Here is a 20,260-nt window from a genome sequence, read left to right as displayed (position 1 = left end):
TTTATATCAGGCATGTCTACGGTTAAGAGACAGGGTGTTGCTAATCAGCGGTCTGTTTGTATTCGGTTATCAATAACCAAGGGCGTTTTGCCGCTGTGTTTGTTTCTTGTGAAGGCCGACTCCGCACATTCGTGAACTTCTAACATTAAAAAGCAGTTGTTTACCGCGCTCGACAAGGCTTCATCGGTCAATAGGGACTGGCGAACGCTACCACTGTCTGAATTGATTAAAACCCGCAGCCGTTCCATGCCGTTCGGTGCATGGTCCAGCTGAATTTGAATCGGTCTGCCGACACGCTCTTGCAGCGCCGATGGCGAGATGAATTCTGTGCCTATCCGTAGCAACTTGCCGTGGCGCTGAAGCAATTCGAACCGCGGCGATTCAAGTCCGCAAGGACAGGGGCCGGGTACCCAGCGACCGGTATCGCCCACGTCATACCGGCGCACGTCTTGGCCTTGCCGTGCCCGGGAGGTAAACAGCAGTCGTCCGATTTCATCAGCCTGAACGGGCACATCCTGTTCGATCTCGACGATTTCCAGATGCTGGGTATCGCACATCAAATGAAACACCCCATTGGCCGTCGCTGCGCAGGCATGCCCCAGGGGACCGGCATCGACCGAGCCATAAATCGTCGAGCGAATCTGCAACACCCCACAACTTTCCATCAGGCGCAGGCTGGCCTCTGCCGGGTGTTCACCGCCGAGGAACACTTTATGGATGCCGCCGTAAACGCGCAGACGCTCCTGCTCGTTGAAGAACAGGCGGTGCAAGGTGCTTGGCATGCCGATCAGCACGGTGACACGGTGGTCCGCAATCATTTGCGCAATTTCGCTGAAGTCATCATTTGTCGGTGCTCCCATCGGGAAATGGGTCACCTCCATCTGCTCAAGCACCTTGGTAAAACTGGAAAACCCGCCGTACAAGCCGCCGCCGTAAAACAGATTCATCACTCGGTCCGTCGAAGGGTCGAGGCCGGCGGCGAACATACCATCGGCCGCCGCGCGCATTTGCCGCTCGAAGTCGCGATAGCTGTACCCGGCCAACGCCGGCGTGCCACTGCTGCCCCCCGAACGAAAATACAGTTGGGCTGCGCCACTGATGGGCTGGGCCATGAACGCGTTTTTATCCATGATTGGCGTTTGGCTTGAAGGGAGGGCAGGTGGCGGCATGTCGAGTGTTGCCCGGCCAGTCGCTGTTTCGGGTGGCAAGCTCACCGAGAGGCGACGACTCAGACGCGACAGCGCGTAGACTCCGTCGTGCGGTTCTCCGGCGTAACCATCATGAATAGAACCGCAGGGCGCAATGCGTGTTACCCCCGCGTTGACCAACGTGCGTACCAGCTGTGGTGCTTTTGCGGGGGAACAGATTAGCGCGCAACTCTGCAGCACGGTACGCCACGGCAGCAGCGTCTCGGCGATCAAGTGTTGCGGCACGGGTTTTAGCATCAGCGTTCGGAACAGTGGCGATGGGGCCAGTGTTTGATCATGCTCCCAGATGATCCGCCATCCTGAGCCGTTCCAGACCTGGCCGGTCTGGTTTTTAAAGCAGTGATCCAGTCGAGCCATGGCGCAGCGGGTGATGATTTCCGAGGCTTCCTGGTCGGTCGGGGTCAGTGCCGGCCACTGCAGGGCACGGCGTTCAAACGCTTCGACCAGTTGTTCACCCAGCCCCTGCAACACCACGGGATCGTCACTGTCGACCAACAGCCATTGCGGGCTGGAGCAGGCCTGTTGATCCAGACTGCAGACTTCATCCACCAAGGCATCCAGCGTAGATGCAGTGGCCGCGTCTGGAGACAGGTAAGCGAAACTGATTCTGTGACCCCAGTCGATCCAGCGACATCCGGCCGGGATGTGCTGACGAATGGCTTTAAGGGACGCTTCGCCACCCCAGGCTGAGACGCCATCGGCGCGAGTGCACAGTTCAGGGATCTGTGCCGTGCTAACAGGCAGCACCGCAACGAAATCTGCCAACCTGTCGCTGGTGTCACACTTAACCAGTGCCGCGAGTAACCGAGCGGTCACTCCTTCGTCGCTGGAACTGGGGCGCAGCCAATTGATGTTGCCGGCCAGCAGGCTTTCGACGATCGCGCAGAACGCCAACAGCGGTGCATTGCCTGGCGTCACGTGCACCACCAGCCCCAGCGGATGCCAGCTTTCAAAACGTGTTTGGCGGTAGTCGATACGTCGCAGCGAGCGGGGTTGGTCGCCCAGTTCTCGTTCAAGCTTGGTGCTGAGGTTGCTGCGCTGACAGAAGTCGACAAGCCCTCGGCGTTGTTCGTCGTTGAGGGGCAAATCAACTGTTCGAGTCTGCAATTGCAGGGCAAAACGAGTGACGGTTTCGATCACGGTACCGCTGTCGATCGGTGCACTCAGTAGCCGTGGCAGTTGTTGGTGCAGCCGCTCAAGGGTTGCCTCAAGGGTGACATCGTCACGCAGTTGGCCATTGATCAAGTACATGTCATGCCTCTCCAATCAGTTCGGACGCGGCCATTGCGCAGCTTCGGCTAGCGGTTGTTCCGGCGCGTCCATGCAGTTCAAACCAGTCGGTCGTCAAGCCACACCCGCAGCTTGCTCCGGGGTGCAATGTCGCAAGATCACCCATCACCACGGCATGCGCCGGGCTTGAAGAAATGTAGGGCGATACGAACTCCAGCAAACCGCGTTTGCCGTAGGGCTGGGCGCTGAAGTCGGCGGGATTGCGAACGAAAACCTTCGAATAAACCGGCACATGAAAATGCTGGTGAGCACACTGAACGTAAGGCACTGCATGCTCGACGGCGCCGTAACCATCCCGGCAACGCGCCAGGTCGATACCCAGTTGGCGGTTGATCCGTTGGTACAACCGCGACAGAGGCATTTCCTGCGCCGCCTGGGTTTTCCAGCCGCCCCCGAGAAGCACCAATGACTCGGCCGGCAGCTTGAGGTCCGTCAGGCCGGTGTCTTCCATATGTTGCAACGCATGGGACAGGAACGCTGGAAATCCGAGAATGCGCACGGGCAGGCCTTCTTCAGCAAATTGCTGCAAGGCGTGGACAACTCCGAACGGGTCGAACGCGTGCCCATTTCCAGTGCGGCGCAATCCATAGGCGACTCGATTGATGGGGGCATAGCGACATAAAAACTGATCGGTGAAAGCGGTTCCAAGGCTAATGACTGCGTCGGGTTCATAACTCAGCAGCAAGTAATTGCAGGGACTTCCTGGAGTGTCCCAGCCGTAGTGCCGAAAAATGTGGCTCACCATGCCTTGGGCGGCGGCCATGCTGCGTGTGTCATAGCGCATGCGACTTTTTTGGCCGCTGGTGCCAGACGACGTCAGCTCAAGCGCGTCCTTTCCCGAGGAACCCAGCAATAAATGGCGCTTGAAATAGTTGGCAAAAATCGGCGGCAGTCTTGACCAGTCATTCATTGATGCCAGCGCGTTGGCATCAAGGCCATTGGCGTTCAGCCAGCGTTCATAGCCCGGCGTATGCTGACAATGGAACAGACTGATTTCACTCATCGCCCGATCAAACAGGCCGTCTGGTACCGAATCCAGGCAATAGGGTTTCGTTAACGCGCAAAGCGCATCGGTATAGGGTAAATGGATCATCAATGGACCTGTGCTTGGGGATCAGACGGTAAGTGCGACAGCGTTGCGGCGAAGAAAAAACCGCAAGGGCAACAGGCATAGAAGCCCGGCGATGCCCGCTATCAGGGAGAAGGATTCATGGCTGTAACCAGCGCCGACTGCCGCAAGCATCGAACCCCCGCCCCCCATGACAAGGATCGAGATCATGCCGATCATCGCCGAGACCAGGCCTTTGCTGTCATCGCTTGAGAACAACGCAAGGCGATAGAGTGCGGCGTTGCTCATGCCCAGACCGACCGCGTAAAGCCCAAGGCACGCGATCAGCACGGGCGTCGAAACGCCATAGGCACTGAGAGCGACCAATGCGATGAGCCCACCGCACAACGGCCAGAGCGAGTATCGAATCAGTTGTGGAATGTCGGTTTTGGCGATCAATCGATTGAGTATCAGGTTGCCAAGAATGACCGCGGCAAACACCGGGATTTGCCACAGGCCGTAAGCAAGCGGCGAAAGCCCTTGGTTGTGCATCAGCAGCAGTGGCGCCAACCCGATCCAGGCAATCAATGGCAAACTCATGATGCCCAGCGCGACACTGGCGCTCAGGAATCGCGTATTACCAAGCAGTGCGGCATAACGGCGCACGGTACCGCCCCATTCAAACGGCACGGCCATCAGGCGTTGACCGTCGTGGCGTAACGTTCCCACGGTTTCCGGCATGTACACAAAAAGCGCCAGCCAGACCGCCATGCCGCTCATGCCCAGCAGCAAAAACAGTTCCCTCCAAGTCAGCCATTCCAGCAGCAGGCTGCCCAACAGCGGGCCGAGAAGGGGAGAAAGCAGTGCGACATTTCCCAGCAGAGCCATGATTTTTACCGCGTCGGCTTCGCAGAACACTTCCTGCAATGCCGGGTAGCTGACGGCGATGACAAACCCCAATCCCATGCCCTGGATCAGGCGTAATCCATTGAACGCATAAATGCTTTGCACACTGAATGCAGCACAGCAGGCAAGGGCGAATACCGCAGAACCGATCAGTAAAACTCTACGGCGACCAAAGTGATCGGACAGTGGTCCGATAAGCCACTGCAACAGTATTCCTCCTGCCAGATACAGGTTGAAAGCGAAAGGGACATGTTGTGCACTCGCATTCAAGTCATGAGTGACAGTCAACATGGCCGGCATGATCATATCGCTGGCCATATAAGTCAGTAGTTCGAAAAGCGTTATTGCGAAGCAAAAGCCAAGCAAATGATACGGGCTTATATTGATCAAAGGCCTGTTCATATATTTCCTGTTTTTTGCTGCGAGTTAATTGATATGTGCTTTTGTTGCGCAGGAAGAGTATCCAATGAGCAGGGAGGGCTCTAATAAAGGATTGAAACAGGACGTTTCAGCTGTTTGCAAGATAATGCAGTGTGAATTGCACGGCGAAAAGCATTAATGGGTTTAACGAAAATGCCCGCGACAGTGCGGGCATTAGTTAAGAAATTATCGGATTTTTCCTACGCACTAAAGTAAATAATGTATAGCACTTATCCCGGTCGGAAGTTATCGATGCTCGTAATAACCGGGCCCGCCACGATTATAGTGGTGATCCCCATGCCAGCCGCCGTGGGGGAAAATGATGCAGCCACTCAAGGCCAAAATTGCAATCAGGGGAATCAGCTGTGTGATTCGACGAAACATTTCGAAATCCTCATGGTTAGCGCCGCTATGAAGCCAAATCTCTTCATCGGCTGTAACATGAGACCCCGTTTACAGCTCGCCATCCCCGAAGAAAGGTAGGGGGTTGGCATGCGTTCGGATACAAAGCGGATACATTTTCAGGTTCAGGAACTCGCAATGACTCAATCGCAACGTTTGAAATACTCGATTCTGGTCTCCCTGGTCGTGCTGGGGATCATGTTCGGCCTTTCGTATCTGCAAAACGAAGGTGTCATCAGCGAGAAGCTGTTTCAGTACATCGCCATTGGTGTGGCGGTGGTCGTGGTGGTGATCAACGGCGTGATGCGTCGCAAGGTCAAGCCTTGAGCGATGCATCTTCAACATGAATCACGATGGAGCATGGCTACAGCGTGCGGATGCAGACTGTAGCTTTTGTCCGGATTGAGCGTGATCACGCCTTCGCTGCACAAACGTTTCAACACTTCCCGCACGCTGAGAAAGGACAAGGGAATGTCCAGGTCCAGCAACTGGCTGTGCACGCCGCGCACGCCGAGACTACGATCGCTTTCAGCGGCAACCAGCAAGGCGTCAATGACTTTGAGACGAATCAGGCTGGTGCGCAGGCCAAAGCTTTTGAGCAGCAACCGGATGCGCTCATTGCCGTTGCGCTCGCCGCGCGGCTCGAAAATACCGGAGCCCATGGCAGGGCCCGAGGGTGCATTGCTACCGTCCATTGGCAGTTGCGAGTTGTACATGCAAAAACTCCTTTTCCGAGCCGGCCAGAAAATGTGAAGGGGGCTCTCTGTCATTTAGACGAACGAGCACGACAAATAATGAAGGCTCAAATGTAGAAAATTTGTCGGCGCCATGTGAGCAGCCCGTGAGAAGGCCATTTGGAATGGCTTTGCGAGCCTAAATTTTTGTCTGTTGTTTCGTTCCTGAGAGAAGGCAGGGTGTTTGTCTATTCGATCAGGAGCGAGTGTGATTATTTTCAGGCAGTTAACCAGGCTAAGCCTTGCGGGTTTGTTAGTGGCGCTGAGTCTTGCGGCAAACGCCCGCAGTCAGACAGAACAGGCGAGTGCTGACATTCGCCGCACCAGTTTCGGCGTGCCTCACATTCGTGCCGACAACGAACGGGGGCTCGGTTTTGGCATCGGGTACGCCTACGCGCAGGACAACCTGTGTTTGCTGGCCAATGAAATTGTCACCGTCAATGGTGAGCGCTCCCGCTATTTCGGGCCGGAACAACTGACTGTCGAAGCGCGTGAGAATCTGGTCAGCGACCTGTTTTTCACCTGGCTGAACACACCCGACGCCGTCGCCGGTTTCTGGCAGGCGCAAACACCCGAAGTGCAGCAACTCATAGAAGGTTATGTCGCCGGTTACAACCGTTCGCTGGCAGAACGCCGGGCCCAGGGTTTGCCCGCGCAGTGTCAGGGGGCCTGGGTGCGCGAGATTACTGCCCAGGACCTGGTCAAGCTGACACGTCGTCTTCTGGTCGAAGGTGGAGTAGGGCAGTTCGCCGAAGCGTTGGCGGGTGCCACCCCACCCCAAGTCGCCACGCAAGTGACCGCTGAGCCGTCGTCCTTCCAGGTGGCGGCCTCGCGCATGCAGCGGTTTGCGCTGGATCGCGGGAGTAACGCCGTGGCCATCGGCAGCGAACGTTCCTTCAATGGCCGCGGGATGCTGTTGGCCAATCCGCATTTTCCCTGGGTCGGCGCAATGCGCTTCTACCAGATGCACCTGACAATTCCCGGCAAACTGGATGTGATGGGCGCTGCGCTGCCAGGGTTGCCGATGATAAACATCGGGTTCAACCAGCACTTGGCCTGGACCCACACCGTGGACTCATCCAAACACTTCACGCTGTATCGACTGCAACTTGATCCCAAGGATTCGACCCGCTACCTGCTCGACGGCAAGTCCTTGCCGATGAAGAAACAAACCCTGACGGTGAATGTGCAGCAACCTGATGGTCAGACCACGCCGGTTTCTCATGTGGTGTACAGCACGTCCTTCGGCCCGATCGTGCGATGGCCTGGAAAACTGGATTGGAATCATCAATACGCGTACAGCCTGCGCGACGCCAACCTGGATAACGACCGGGTCCTGCAGCAGTGGTATGCGATGAACCAGGCGAACAGCCTCAAGGATTTTCAGGCCTCGGTGCACACCCTTCAGGGCATCCCGTGGGTCAACACCCTGGCCGTGGATGATCAGGGGCAAACGCTGTACATGAACCTGTCGGTGGTGCCAAACGTCAACGCCGAAAAACTGGCGAAGTGCAGCGATCTACGGGCCGGGTTGCAAGTGATCGTCCTTGACGGCTCCAACAGTGCCTGTGCCTGGGAAATTGACCCGCAAGCAGCGCAAAAAGGCATTTATCCCCCAGACAAATTACCGCAGTTGTCGCGCAAGGATTTTGTGCAGCACTCCAATGATTCCGCCTGGATGGCCAACCCGGCGCAACCGCTCACCGGGTTCTCGCCATTGATCAGCCAGGAAGGCCAGCCATTGGGTTTGCGCTCGCGTTTTGCACTGGATCGCTTGGCCACGCTGGAGCAGTCCGGGCCTTTGACGGCAGCGGATTTGCAACGGATGGTCATGGACGATCAGGTGTACCTGGCCGCACAGGTCATGCCGGATCTGCTGCAGTTTTGTGCCGGCAGCCTTGGCGCCGATGCCGCGGCGCTGACGCCGCTGTGCGGCCATTTAAAGGCGTGGGATCGCCGGGCGAATCTGGACAGCGGGCTGGGCTTTGTCCACTTCCAGAATGTCATGGAACCGCTGCAGCAAAACCCCGGTATCTGGCGCGTGGCATTTGATCCCAAAGATCCGCAAAACACCCCGCGTGGTCTGGCCATTGACCGGGCGGATGTCGCCAAGGCTCTTCGCGAGGCCATGCTCGTTTCGGTTGAACAGGTAAAAGCCCAAGGATTGAAGCCAGACGTACGCTGGGGCGATATTCAGGTGGCCAGCAGCGGCGGCCAGCAAACGCCGATCCATGGTGGACCCGGCACGTTGGGCGTCTACAACGCCATACAAAGCGTGCCGAGAACAGACGGCAAACTTGAAGTGGTCAGTGGCACGAGCTACTTGCAGGTAGTGACCTTCGATGACGAGGGGCCACACGCTCAAGGTTTGCTGGCGTTCTCGTTGTCCAGCGATCCGGGTTCGAAGTACGCGCGGGATCAGACGCTGGCTTTTTCGAAGAAGCAGTTGAGTGTGCTGCCGTTTACCGAGCGGCAGATCACGTCAGACCCGCAGTACCAGGCGCAGACAATTCGCGAGCAGGATGGAAAAGCCGGGGCGGTGGCTGCGCAGTAACAGCAAAGGCACTTGGATCAAAAACGGAGGCCGCACCCCACAAGGGTTGCGGCCTTCAGCTTTTAGGGGGGGTTAGCGGAATGGAGTTGAGGACCGGATTGCCGTCCTTGTTGCGGGTCAGGTAAACCGGCAGCACCTTGGGCAAGGACGCCACCAGGTTGTTGAGCTCTTTGATGTTGTAGATTCCGCCGAGACGGATCTGACCGGTACTGTGATCGGCCACCATCACGGGTTTGCTCAGGTAACGATTGATCAACGGCAGGGCATCGATGAGTGCCAGGTTATCAAGCACCAGTTTGCCACTGCGCCAGGCCAGCGAATTATCGTTGCCGTAGGTCTGACTGATTTGTGGCGTGTAGTCACCCTGTTTAAAGCGCGCCTGCATGGCGGGACCGAGACGTAAGCCATCGCCGGGGAGGTCGTCGTTGCTGGTGACCAGCACCGACCCTTCGATCAGGTTCACACGAACCTGGTCCTCGTACATCCAGACGTTGAATCGGGTCCCGGTGACCCGGATACTGCCGCTGGCGGCCTTGACGACAAAAGGGTGAGTCGTGTCATGGCTGACGCTGAAGAAGGCTTCGCCTTTTTTCAGCGTCACCCGCCGCTGATCCTTGTAGTTGCTGAATGTCAGATCACTGCCAAGATTCAGTTCAATCTGGCTGCCGTCGCTCAGGGTGATCTGACGGACCGTATCACGGGCTTCAAAGTGTTGATACGAGTTGGGCAACCAACCCAAACTCCACCCACTGTACGCCGCCAGTGGCAACGCCAGGGCGCACACCGCAGCAGCAATGCCGAGACTGCGCCAGGGCTTAGTGGGTTTGAGGCGCGCACCGTGATTGACGGCTTCAGGGCGCGGCAGATCCCCGGCAACCTCCCAGATCTCCAGCATGGCTTCATATTCGAATGCATGCAGCGGATGGGCGTCATGCCATCGCTCGAAAGCTACACGTTCTTCAGCCGTGCAGTCGACTGCATGCAGGCGCATGCACCAATGCGCTGCGGCATCGGTGATCGCATCATAGTCGGCGGGCGATAGAGAGTTGTCGGTCATTGACTCTTCCTGATTTCCGGCATTCTAACCTTGCGAGGAAGCCGGCGAGAACAGCCGTCATGGCAATTAACTATCAAATACGTCTTTTTTTAAGTTCAAGGGGTACTGACGTGCAGTTGCCGTCCCAAATGACCGATCAACCAGGCAACGCTGTCGGCGTTGCCAAGTAGTACTTTCAACCTGATCAGTGGGTCCCTTTTAAACATGTGGCGGGCCTCGCTCAGGTTTTCTGCGCCGGTCAGCGTCAAAACGTGTTCTTTGATCAGCTCAGTGTCTTCACTGGATGTATGACCCAGGTCTTCCCACTCGCCAGTGTCAGGGTTTTGCGCCATGAACAGTTGGGTATAGGGCGTCTTTATGGACAGTGCGGTGTCTTGAAGCATGGTCAACGCGCTTTTGAGCTGTTTGGCATCCTGTGTCACTGTTCCGATCAGGTCTGCGAACGGGCGTCCGGTGTCGAGGTATGAAATATCGACGGTTTTACAGACGATGTGTGAGAGCTCATGAATAAGGGTCATCGAACGGCTATGGGCGCCGATGGGGAAGTGTGCGTCGCTGAGGTGCGAGCGGTAGTGCTCGAAGCTGGAAGCGAAAAATTTTTCCGCCAGGTATATTTTGCGTTTTGGGTCCTTCGGTGCAACGAAGCCGAAGGTGTTTTCTGCATCTTCGATCACCCTGCCGATCGTAAATCGATTGGAGTTGGCCGTTCTGAGTGTCGGGTCGAGCAACGCTGAAAATATTTGCTCCACGACTTTTTCAAGCTGCTCCACATGCGCGGGCAGAACGTGCGACACGCCTATAAAGTCGGTGATGAGTTGGTGCACCGGGGTCACCGCAGTGTCGGTAGCCTTTAGTAATTGCAGGTTTCGAAAGCTGTTCCAGGCATAGGTGGTTGCCAGGTCCAGTGCTTCATCGATCTGACGTGCCCTGTACGGAAACAATCGCCGGATCTGTGCCATCCCACGGGCATCGACGTTCATGTCTCCCCAAACGGCTATTACGGTACCCAATCGGTCGATAAGGTTGAAGCGAGACGCCAGCCTCTGGCGGTCCAGGACCCATTGTTTTGCGGTGTTTTGGCGCAGAAAAGGCACATTTTTTGGGGTGCCTGCAATGCGCCAACGGGTGTCAAGTTTGACGACCGGATAGACGTTTCCTTCAACGGACGCGTAGTGTTTTCCGGAGGCTGGATGGGTGTAGAGCCCAAGTGTCGAGTCGGAGGTCAGTGAATGGAGATCGACGTCGATGCTTTCATGGCGCTTTAACTGCGTACGTTCGGGGGCGGTGGTATCGACCTCATGCCAGCTAAATCGGTTAGCGGACGACGTCGGAGCCGCTGCCCCCGTTGCTGCGGGTAATTGCACTTGATCGCCTGCTAATCGCCGCAACGAAGCCAGTTGAGCAATACCGTCAATGAAAGCACTTATTGCAGCCCCCCATTTGTGGGTTTGAAGGTCTTCGGCAGATTGCTTGATGTTGCGGTAACTGCGCCACACGGTAATGGGGTAAGCGACTTTCCCCATGAAAAACGAGTAGGCCTCGTGCAGGTCTTCGCTCAGTACGTGTTTGATGGTTTCCCATTCGCCCTGATTTTTATCGTCGGACTGACAACCGAGCAGTCGGCCCAGTAACGCAGCGTTGTCTTTGTACAACTGGCTGAAGAGGTGGCCCTTGATCGGACTGGACGCCAATGCGACTTCTTGAGGCGGCCTTTCGGAAGTAGCCGTTACGGCTCGCGTGGGGCGGTTGTGAGCGATCGTCATCCGGTTTTCAAGCAACGTCCGGTCAGACGACGTCAGGTTCATGAGTATCCAGTCAAGCAGCGGTCCGCGAGACTTCAACTCTGTCAGTAGCTGAGCTTCACTTTCATATTCCTTTATCCCATGACGGGGACTGTGCGGTGCGACAAGGACGTGGGGGGCTGCGCTCTCGGTGGCTGAGCCGATCAGGTAGACACCGGGCACTTTGATCGTCTGTGCGCTCTTGATCCCCAAGAGCTCGAGCGGACGGATAATGGCATGGGCACCCTCGACCGCCGCACGAGCGATGGCGTCGGGCATGTCCATGATTTGCCGGATCAGATCAAAGCCTTTTTCGCTCAGGCGTTCCTGCAGTTTTTCCGTGTGAGCGTAATGCATCAGTTGCCAAGGCAATTGCCTGTAAAAGCATTTTCTGCGATCGGCGTTGGCCGGGGTATCCGCAAGGGCTTCACTCAGTATTTTCTGCTGATGTTCCCCCGGCTTAAGATTTCGTATCAGGTCTTTGGTGTACTGTTCGTCCATCCCCTCGGGAATGACGCTGGTATCCAGCGATTGCAGTTTGAATCGGGCCTGATCCAGCTCCTTCATAGCCGTCAATGCGAAGTCGGTCAGGGTTTGAGTCCGGGCCGGTGAGGTCAGACGTGCGCTGATCTGGACCTGGACCTTGTCCGGATCAATGTTGAAGGTGTCCGCCTTCAGTTGTTTTTCAAGCTCCACGTGAGCAGTACGCTGCAGTGATCGCAGGCCGCTCAGGTAATCCTCGTCATCTTTGACGTTGTCGAGGTATTGCTGAAGCAGTTCGCCATGCAGCACCAGATCTGCAATGGACGCTTTGGCTAGCCATGCCGGAAGTTTTTGCTGCGTCGTCAGGGACTGGGCAATGTCCGACGCGCGACCTAACCCTGTCAACGGCTCACGCAGTGCCACCAGATTCAGAAGATCAGGCAGCCGCGCGGGGGGGAGTGGCGTGGCCAATGCGCGGGTAATGCATGCCTGGTCCAGATGGATGTAAGGCTTTTGGAGGTGATCGAGAAAGTGCCCGTGTATCCGCTGCAGTGGCGCCAGCACATACGTCCTGCCGGCCATTCGCTCGCTACGACCAAGGTTTTCCAGAAGGGTCAAACGCAGAGTGTCATTCTTGAGGCGCTGAACAAGTTCGGTCTGCAACTGTGACAGTGTCTTGAACGCTTCGAATCCCGATGCCGGCGTCCACAAAATCGCCTTGCCCGAGTGCTTCAGGTCCAGGCCTCCTCGTTCAGTCAGCACAAAACAACTCGCCAGTTTCAATGGGACCGTCACGTCGCCGGCCTTCAATGCCAGGGAAAATACGTCTGGCAAGAAACCGTTTAACGCAGCACGTTGCAGGTGTATCGGGCTATCGAGCACCGTTTTGATGATTGCCTGCTCGGTCGCACCCAAGGTGCGTGTCACCGTGTGTAGCTTTAATTCGCTGCGCAATGCCGTTGACAGGGTATGCGTAAAAGTCGATTGCAAGTCCGCCACGGATGAGTCGAGAAGGCTTTCTACCCGAGCGAGCGTATTGACGCCGACGGGAATGACCGGGTGTTGTTTGCGCCGTTGATCGAGCGCCTGCCCAACCGAATCGAGCCGTGTCATCTGCTCTTTGGCTGACTCGGCTCGCACCTTTGCCGGTTGCCCGCTAATGCGCTGATCGACCCGTGTACTCCAGCGGCCTGTGGAAGCGGTGGCCAGCAGTCGACCATCAATAAGACCACGGACGTCCAGAGCATTATCCAGCAGGGCATGTGGGGAGAGTGTGCCTTCACTTTCACGGTAACGGCTCAAGGCATGACTGAGGTTGTCCTGTTGCTTGTGAAGGATGTCGGTCATGACTTCGTCAAATACCGAACCGACGAGGGGAGTGCCTTCAATCAGGCGCTCCTGCGGCTCCATGGCCAGAAAGGTGAGACGTTCATCCAGCGACATGAAGTTGAGCAGCGCATCTTCGTGACCTTCACTGTTCATCATCTGCAGTACGATCTTTTTGACCGCTGACAAATTGTCAGTCGCTTCGATACCTCGGGAGGGGGTGTATAGAAAACCCAAGGTATCGGCACCCCCGATCATCAAGGTCGAGGCCAGTTCCACGAAATGCTTGAACGGGGCCGTCACCCTGACTTTTTCGATGCGCAACGCCGCATCCCCGGGTTCTTGGCCGACTTTCATCAGTTGCAGATACTCCTGCGTTGTCAAAATTCCGTCCTGACGCTGGAGCAGAAGTTTCAGTTGGAACGTATCGCGCAGGCACTCGCTGAAAAACGCCAGGCGAGGCATCCCATTGCTCATGGCGGTGTTCCAGAACATGTCGAGCAGGCTGTACAAGTGAGGGGTGAAACTTTGGGCGATCTCTTTGACTGCGCTTTCCCAGGCCTGGTTATCGGCGTCACTGCTCACGCGGTGAGCGGGATGCTCAAAGACTCTGGAGTCGCCAGGGGGCCACTGGTTGGTCAGGTAAAAGTGCAGAAGGGCATCGCCCAGTGAAAGCGAGGACGTCGTGTGCTCATAGTCACCCCCGTCGAAGGCTGACACTGTACTGATAAACGTCTTCAGTCGAGTCAGGCGCTGGTCCAGTGCTGGAAACGGTTTGTGCAACGCGTTTTTCAGGGTGTCGTTGAGCATGGACTGCAGCGTGGGCATCTTCAGCAGCTCGCCCATCATCGTCTTGATGTTCTGAGCTTGATTGTTATCAAGGGTGAGCTGCTGGTCCTGGAACACCGCGCCTTCGATTGTTGTTGTGGAAATGTCTGGCGCTGTGGCAACGGCTATAGCGCTACGTTGTTCAATGGAGAGGAAACGCAGTAGAGCAACCTTGTCGCTCGGCGACGCCAACCACTCCTTGAGTTTGAGTTTCAGCTCGTTCATGTCCGCAAACTTGATCAAGCCTTTCCATGGCGTGTAGAGCGTGACTTCTCCATCCCTGGGGCGGCCCATGGCGAAAGCACCGGCCAGTGGGACGTCCGCCGTGTCCGGCACGGTCAGCCATAGCCGGGAGACGTGCATGGGGCTGTTATGCGCGGTGCGGGCTACTTCGGTGGCCAGGTAAACGTTCTTGAGCCATTGCAGGTCATCGAGCGTGAAGTTCAGCGCATTTTCGCGGTTACCGGGCTCTCGGGCATTGGAGGCAGTTTGTGCCTCGTCAAAAAAATACGGCATTGAAGGAGCGGTCATGATTGTCCTCGATGTGCTGGGATCCGCAGGTCGCAGTCGTTAAGTCGAGGAATAACGGTACGGCCGCTATCAGGCTCATGTGCGGTACATATTGCTTGAGCCAATCTGGCTGCCGAGACTTGACAGGACGCCGGTACAGCAGCGCTTAATCGGTGACTCTTTTCAGGTTGCCTTGCAACCTCGCTTCACCCTGTTGCCCGCACCCAATAATAAAACTGGAGCTTCAGATGACCGCATCGCCCGAAATGGCCGTCAGTTCGAACACACAAACGCTCGATTTCGACGCGCTCGTTCAATTGCTCGAACAGATTTTTCTACGTCATGGCACCTCTGCAGACGTCGCCAAAACCCTGGCCATCAACTGTGCCGGCGCCGAGCGCGACGGTGCTCACAGCCACGGCGTGTTCCGCATTCCGGGTTATGTCTCGACCCTGAACAGCGGCTGGGTCAATGGCCAGGCCGTGCCAGTGGTCGAAGACGTGGCTTCAGGATTCGTCCGCGTCGATGCCGGCAATGGTTTTGCCCAACCGGCCCTGGCGGCCGCACGCTCCCTGTTGATGGAAAAGGCGCGCAGCGCCGGCATTGCGGTGCTGGCGATCCGCAACTCGCACCATTTCGCCGCCTTGTGGCCGGACGTGGAACCCTTTGCCTACGAAGGGCTGGTGGCGCTGAGCGTGGTCAACAGCATGACCTGCGTGGTGCCGCACGGCGCCGATCGTCCATTATTCGGCACCAACCCGATCGCGTTCGCCGCCCCGCGCGCGGATGGCGATCCGATTGTCTTTGACCTGGCCACTAGCGCCATCGCCCATGGCGATGTGCAGATAGCGGCCCGCAAGGGCGAGCGTTTGCCGGAAGGCATGGGTGTGGACAGCCTCGGCCAGCCGACACAGGACCCGAAAGCGATTCTCGAGGGTGGCGCACTGCTGCCGTTTGGCGGTCACAAAGGTTCGGCCCTGTCGATGATGGTTGAATTGTTGGCGGCGGCGCTGACCGGCGGCAATTTTTCCTTTGAGTTCGACTGGTCGAACCACCCGGGGGCCAAAACCCCATGGACCGGTCAACTGTTGATCGTCATCGACCCGAGCAAGGCCGCCGGGCAAAACTTTGCCGAGCGCAGCCAGGAACTGGTGCGGCAAATGCACGGCGTGGGGCTCAAACGCCTGCCGGGTGATCGCCGACATTCGCAACGGGCCAAGTCCGCTGCTCAAGGCATAACGCTCGATGCCGAGACGCTGGCGAACCTGCGGGCACTCGCGCAGTAACACAATCCTGTGTAGCAGCCTTCGGCAGCTGCTACGAGTCGGTGTTGGGCGGGCATGAAAAAGGCGAGCCAATGGCTCGCCTTTTTACTGTGCAAAGCGGGGAGGCTTAGCGCCGACCCAGCAACAACCCGACCACCAGCCCGAATCCGGCAGAAATGGCCACGGTTTGCCATGGATGACCGCCGATGTAGGTTTCGGTGGCTTCGACGGCGGGTTTTGTCCGGTCACGCACGCTGCTGACCGAATCCCGTGCCTGCTGGAGTTTCTGGGCGATTTGCTCACGCAGGGTTTCTGCTTCCTCGCCTACCAGCGCGGCGCTGCTGTTCAGCAGTTTTTCCGATTCTTCGATCAGCGTGGTCAGCTCGCTGAATGCCAGATCCTTGATTTGGTCTTCGGCGGTTTGTGCGGCGGTTTTGCGAGCCATTGAGGTACTCCTTGCAGGTAAGTAGGCAGTGAACAATGGAGTCTGGCGCGGGTGAAAAAGTTGCAGTGGATTTCCCCATCGAGCTTGCCGGACAGAAAATTCCTGAGTCGGACGTTTCGTCCTACAGTGTAAGATGTCGCCTATTTTATGCAGCAGGACATTCCAATGAGCTTCAATCTGGCCGACAAACCCCTCGCCGAGCGCGCGGCGCTGGAAGATGAAAAATCCCGTCTGTTCGACCTCTGGCAAAGCAACCTGGGCAAATCCAAGGGTGAGGCCGCGCGGTTGTTCGGTGAACGCGCCAAGCGCAAAGGCAAGTGGGCCGAATGGGTCCGAGCCGAACTCGACGCAATGTCGCCGCCGGAATACGCCAACATGGTGCGCAGTGAAGTCAATCGCCTCATGGCGGCCAACAAGTAAGGCGGGGCTTCAGGCGAAACACGCGACAATTGCTTCGCGCACTTTCAACACCACCGGGTCGAGTTGGGTGCTGGTGCGCCAGCCCAGTTCGATCGGGTAACGCGGCAAGGCCAAAGGGCAGGGCAGCAGCGCCAGGCCACTGAACGCCGCAATGCTCTGGGCAGCATGCGCGGGAATGGTCGCCACCGCTTGACTGCCTTTGAGCAAGTGCGGCAGCGCGGCAAAATGCGTGGTCGACGCACACACCCGACGACTCAAGCCCAGCGCCGCCAGCCCTTCATCGGTGATGCCGATAAAACCACCGGACGAGACAAGGAGGTGTTCGCGGGCGACGAATTCTTCAAGGCTGATGGTTTGTTGTGCTTCGGCGAGGCTGGCGCGATCCACCAGACACAGATATCCGCCTTCTCCCAACACTTGACGGCTGAGCAAACGCTCGGCAAATCCACCGGCGGTGATCGCCAGATCGATGCTGCGCTCCATCAAGGCGTGGGCGACGATCTGGCTGTGGGTTTGACGGAAGATCAGCCGCAACTTCGGCGCAGTGTGCGCAATTTCTTCGATCAATCGCCGGCCATAGGCGATCTCGAAATCGTCCGACATGCCCACCGACACTGAACGGCCGTCGTACTGATGAGCCGCCGGATCGACCATCGCCAGGCTCTGGCGGCATTTGTTCAGCGCATCGCTGACCACCGGTTTCAATTGATTGGCCTTCAGCGTCGGTGCCAGTCCGCGGCCGGTGCGTACGAATAGCTGATCGCCATAGACCTCGCGCAACCTGCGCAAGGCGGCACTGACCGCCGATTGCGTCACGCCCAGACGCAAAGCCGCTCGGCTGGCGCTGGATTCTTCATGCAGGGCTTCGAAGACTTTGAGCAAGTTGAGGTCGATGTTGGCGATATTCATTGTATTCATATCATTCAGCAGCGAATCGGGCTTTATTCATGATCCCGTGGCGCTGGAGAATGAGCAATACCTGATGCCAATGGAGTCATTGCGATGCCCAAGTCAATTGTTGCCGCGCTGCAAATCGGCGCCTTGCCCGGTGGCAAGGCCGACACTCTGGAACAGATATTCGCCTGGGAAAGCGCCATTACCGAATCCGGGGCGCAATTGGTGGTGATGCCCGAAGCATTGCTCGGCGGTTACCCCAAGGGCGAAGGATTTGGTACGCAACTGGGTTATCGCCTGCCGGAAGGGCGCGAAGCGTTTGCCCGGTATTTCGCCAACGCCATCGATGTACCCGGCGCCGAGACTGAAGCCCTGGCCGGGTTGTCGGCTCGGACCGGGGCCAACCTGGTGATTGGCGTGATCGAACGTGCGGGCAGCACGCTGCACTGCACGGCGCTGTACTTCGACCCGCAGGCCGGACTGGTCGCCAAACACCGCAAGCTGATGCCCACTGGCACCGAACGGTTGATCTGGGGCAAGGGCGATGGCTCGACGCTGCCAGTGATCGACAGTCAGGTCGGGCGGGTCGGCGCGGTGATTTGTTGGGAAAACATGATGCCGCTGCTGCGCACCGCGATGTCCGCCAAAGGCATTGAAGTGTGGTGCGCGCCGACGGTAGACGAGCGCGAGATGTGGCAGGTCAGCATGCGTCACATCGCCCATGAAGGGCGCTGCTTTGTGGTGAGCGCCTGCCAGGTTCAGGACTCACCCCAGGCCTTGGGCGTGGAGATTGCCAACTGGCCGGCGGATCGGCCGTTGATTGCTGGCGGCAGTGTGATTGTCGGGCCAATGGGTGACGTATTGGCGGGGCCGTTGCGTGACGGCGCAGGTCTGCTCACGGCACAAATCGATACGGACGATTTGATTCGTGCGCGGTATGACTACGACGTGGTCGGGCACTATGCGCGGCCGGATGTGTTTGAGCTGACAGTGGATGAGCGCGCCAGACCCGGTGTCCGCTTCAGCAACACATAACTCCCTGTAGGAGCTGAGCTTGCTCGCGATAGCGGTTTGTCATTCAACATTTTTGTCGACTGATCCACCGCTATCGCGAGCAGGCTCACTCACACATTGGTTATAGGGTGATCACACTTAATGTGTTTTCTTACGAACGGTTCAACGGTGCAACAGCCCCAGGCGTTGCGGGTTCAGCCTTGGTCGGCACATCAGGGTTTTCCATGACCTGCAGGATCGAGGCTTCCGGATCGAAATCGTCTTCTTCCAGCGCCATGAACTCCTCGGGCAGGAAGATGTTCAGCACGATAGCGCACAACGCCCCGACGGTAATGGGCGATTCAAAAATGTTGTGCAGTGCCAGCGGCAACTCGCGCAGCACCTCAGGCACCGCCGCCACGCCCAGGCCCAGGCCGAGGGAAATCGCCACGATCAGCATGTTGCGTCGATGCAGGCCGGCTTCGGCGAGGATCTTGATCCCCGCTACCGCGACGGTACCGAACATCACCAGTTCGGCGCCGCCAAGCACCGGTTTTGGCATCAGTTGCAGCACCGCGCCGATCATTGGGAACAGCCCCAACAGCACCAGCAAACCGGCAATGAAGAACGCCACGTAACGACTGGCCACGCCGGTGAGCTGGATCACGCCGTTGTTCTGCGCAAACGTGACCATCGGCATGCTGTTGAACACGGCGGCCATGGCGGAGTTGAGGCCGTCGGCGAGCAGGCCGGACTTGATCCGGCGAATGTAAATCGGGCCCTTGACCGGTTGTCGGGAAATCATCGAGTTGGCGGTCAGATCACCCGCAGCTTCCAGTGGCGAGACGAGAAAAATCACTGCGATCGGCACAAACGCGACCCAATCGAAGTTAAAGCCGTACTTGAACGGCACCGGCACGCTCATCAGCGGTACGTCGGGCAGACTGGCGAAATTGACGTCGCCCATCAGCCAGGCGACGACATAACCCAGGGTCAGTCCGATGACGATGGCGCCGAGGCGTAGAAACGGCACATCGACCCGGTTCAGCAGCACAATCGTGCCGAGCACCAAAGCCGCCAGCGCCAGATGACTGGCCGCGCCAAGGTCCGCCGCACCGAAGCCGCCAGCAATGTCAGTCATGGCGACCTTGACCAGCGACAAGCCCATCAACGTGATGATCGTGCCGGTCACCACCGGAGTGATCAGCATCCGCAGTTTGCCGATGAACTGGCTCAGCGCGACTTCAATGAACGCCGCGAAAAAACACACGCCAAAGATCGTTGAGAGGATTTCATCGGTGCCGCCACCGCGAGCCTTGACCATGAACCCGGCACTGAGAATCACACTGATGAAGGAAAAACTGGTGCCTTGCAGACACAGCAAGCCAGAGCCGACCGGGCCGAACCGTCGGGCTTGAACAAAGGTGCCCAGGCCGGAAACAAACAGCGCCATGCTGATCAGGTACGGTATTTCGCTTTGCAGGCCGAGGGCGCCGCCCATGATCAGGGTCGGGGTGATGATGCCGACAAAACTCGCCAATACATGCTGCAGGGCGGCGAAGACGGTGGCGGTCAGGTGCGGGCGGTCGTTGAGGCCGTAAATCAGGTCGTTGTTGCGCAAAACGGGGGCTTTTTCAGAGGCGGTCATGGTGGTTTGCGTGCCAAACGGCGGGCCGGGTCAGAAAATGGAGGCGCA

Annotated in this window: 14 protein-coding genes; 5 read left to right on the top strand and 9 right to left on the bottom strand. The window is 57.6% G+C overall.

The features are described from left to right. Nucleotides 1–44: 44 nt before the first annotated feature. Genes J2X66_RS12290 through J2X66_RS12280 form a run of 3 tightly spaced genes read right to left on the bottom strand, consistent with a single transcriptional unit; the run spans nt 45 to nt 4,854 of the window. The gene (locus J2X66_RS12290; protein WP_310264550.1) at nt 45–2,459 is read right to left on the bottom strand and encodes an aldehyde dehydrogenase family protein; all 2,415 of its coding nucleotides are present in this window, start codon (nt 2,457–2,459) and stop codon (nt 45–47) included. A 1-nt stretch (nt 2,460) separates the two neighbouring features. Further along, the gene (locus J2X66_RS12285; protein ID WP_310264548.1) at nt 2,461–3,591 is read right to left on the bottom strand and encodes an acyl-protein synthase; all 1,131 of its coding nucleotides are present in this window, start codon (nt 3,589–3,591) and stop codon (nt 2,461–2,463) included. Between the two features lie 21 nt (nt 3,592–3,612). Next, the gene (locus J2X66_RS12280) at nt 3,613–4,854 is read right to left on the bottom strand and encodes an MFS transporter (RefSeq protein ID WP_310264547.1); all 1,242 of its coding nucleotides are present in this window, start codon (nt 4,852–4,854) and stop codon (nt 3,613–3,615) included. Nucleotides 4,855–5,412: 558 nt separating this feature from the next. Between J2X66_RS12280 and J2X66_RS12275 the strand changes: the two genes are divergently transcribed. Continuing rightward, entirely contained in the window at nt 5,413–5,601 is a 189-nt protein-coding gene (locus tag J2X66_RS12275) for a hypothetical protein (protein ID WP_310264544.1), read from the top strand. Between the two features lie 11 nt (nt 5,602–5,612). Here J2X66_RS12275 and J2X66_RS12270 read toward each other — a convergent pair whose 3' ends face one another. Next, the gene (locus J2X66_RS12270; RefSeq protein WP_310264542.1) at nt 5,613–5,990 is read right to left on the bottom strand and encodes a fe2+ zn2+ uptake regulation protein; all 378 of its coding nucleotides are present in this window, start codon (nt 5,988–5,990) and stop codon (nt 5,613–5,615) included. Nucleotides 5,991–6,216: 226 nt separating this feature from the next. On the opposite strand from J2X66_RS12270, the gene J2X66_RS12265 reads away from it, so the two are divergent. Next, nucleotides 6,217–8,562 (top strand): acylase, encoded by a 2,346-nt coding sequence (locus tag J2X66_RS12265; protein WP_310264540.1) that lies wholly within the window; start codon nt 6,217–6,219, stop codon nt 8,560–8,562. 55 nt (nt 8,563–8,617) lie between these two features. Here the strand turns inward: J2X66_RS12265 and J2X66_RS12260 are convergent, their stop codons facing one another. Together J2X66_RS12260 and J2X66_RS12255 are read right to left on the bottom strand one after the other, a co-directional pair. Beyond that, nucleotides 8,618–9,619 (bottom strand): FecR family protein, encoded by a 1,002-nt coding sequence (locus J2X66_RS12260; protein ID WP_310264538.1) that lies wholly within the window; start codon nt 9,617–9,619, stop codon nt 8,618–8,620. Between the two features lie 95 nt (nt 9,620–9,714). After that, entirely contained in the window at nt 9,715–14,568 is a 4,854-nt protein-coding gene (locus J2X66_RS12255) for a dermonecrotic toxin domain-containing protein (protein ID WP_310264535.1), read from the bottom strand. Between the two features lie 227 nt (nt 14,569–14,795). On the opposite strand from J2X66_RS12255, the gene J2X66_RS12250 reads away from it, so the two are divergent. Further along, nucleotides 14,796–15,833 (top strand): Ldh family oxidoreductase, encoded by a 1,038-nt coding sequence (locus J2X66_RS12250; RefSeq protein WP_310264532.1) that lies wholly within the window; start codon nt 14,796–14,798, stop codon nt 15,831–15,833. A 106-nt stretch (nt 15,834–15,939) separates the two neighbouring features. Here the strand turns inward: J2X66_RS12250 and J2X66_RS12245 are convergent, their stop codons facing one another. After that, nucleotides 15,940–16,257 (bottom strand): YqjD family protein, encoded by a 318-nt coding sequence (locus J2X66_RS12245; RefSeq protein ID WP_027923496.1) that lies wholly within the window; start codon nt 16,255–16,257, stop codon nt 15,940–15,942. Between the two features lie 165 nt (nt 16,258–16,422). Here J2X66_RS12245 and J2X66_RS12240 point away from each other — a divergent pair, with 165 nt between their 5' ends. Then, nucleotides 16,423–16,677, top strand: a complete 255-nt coding sequence (locus J2X66_RS12240) for a hypothetical protein (protein WP_109786463.1) — start codon at nt 16,423–16,425, stop codon at nt 16,675–16,677. A gap of 9 nt (nt 16,678–16,686) precedes the next feature. On the opposite strand, the gene J2X66_RS12235 is transcribed toward J2X66_RS12240, so the two are convergent. Next, nucleotides 16,687–17,595, bottom strand: a complete 909-nt coding sequence (locus J2X66_RS12235) for a LysR substrate-binding domain-containing protein (protein WP_310264527.1) — start codon at nt 17,593–17,595, stop codon at nt 16,687–16,689. Nucleotides 17,596–17,679: 84 nt separating this feature from the next. On the opposite strand from J2X66_RS12235, the gene J2X66_RS12230 reads away from it, so the two are divergent. Beyond that, the gene (locus J2X66_RS12230; RefSeq protein ID WP_310264524.1) at nt 17,680–18,606 is read left to right on the top strand and encodes a carbon-nitrogen hydrolase family protein; all 927 of its coding nucleotides are present in this window, start codon (nt 17,680–17,682) and stop codon (nt 18,604–18,606) included. A gap of 130 nt (nt 18,607–18,736) precedes the next feature. Here J2X66_RS12230 and J2X66_RS12225 read toward each other — a convergent pair whose 3' ends face one another. After that, entirely contained in the window at nt 18,737–20,212 is a 1,476-nt protein-coding gene (locus J2X66_RS12225; RefSeq protein ID WP_310264522.1) for a nucleobase:cation symporter-2 family protein, read from the bottom strand. Nucleotides 20,213–20,260: the final 48 nt, after the last annotated feature.

The organism is Pseudomonas sp. 3296 (assembly GCF_031456615.1).
In the GTDB taxonomy this organism is placed as follows: Bacteria; Pseudomonadota; Gammaproteobacteria; order Pseudomonadales; family Pseudomonadaceae; genus Aquipseudomonas; species Aquipseudomonas mucoides.
This window is presented reverse-complemented; position numbering and strand designations above follow the sequence as displayed.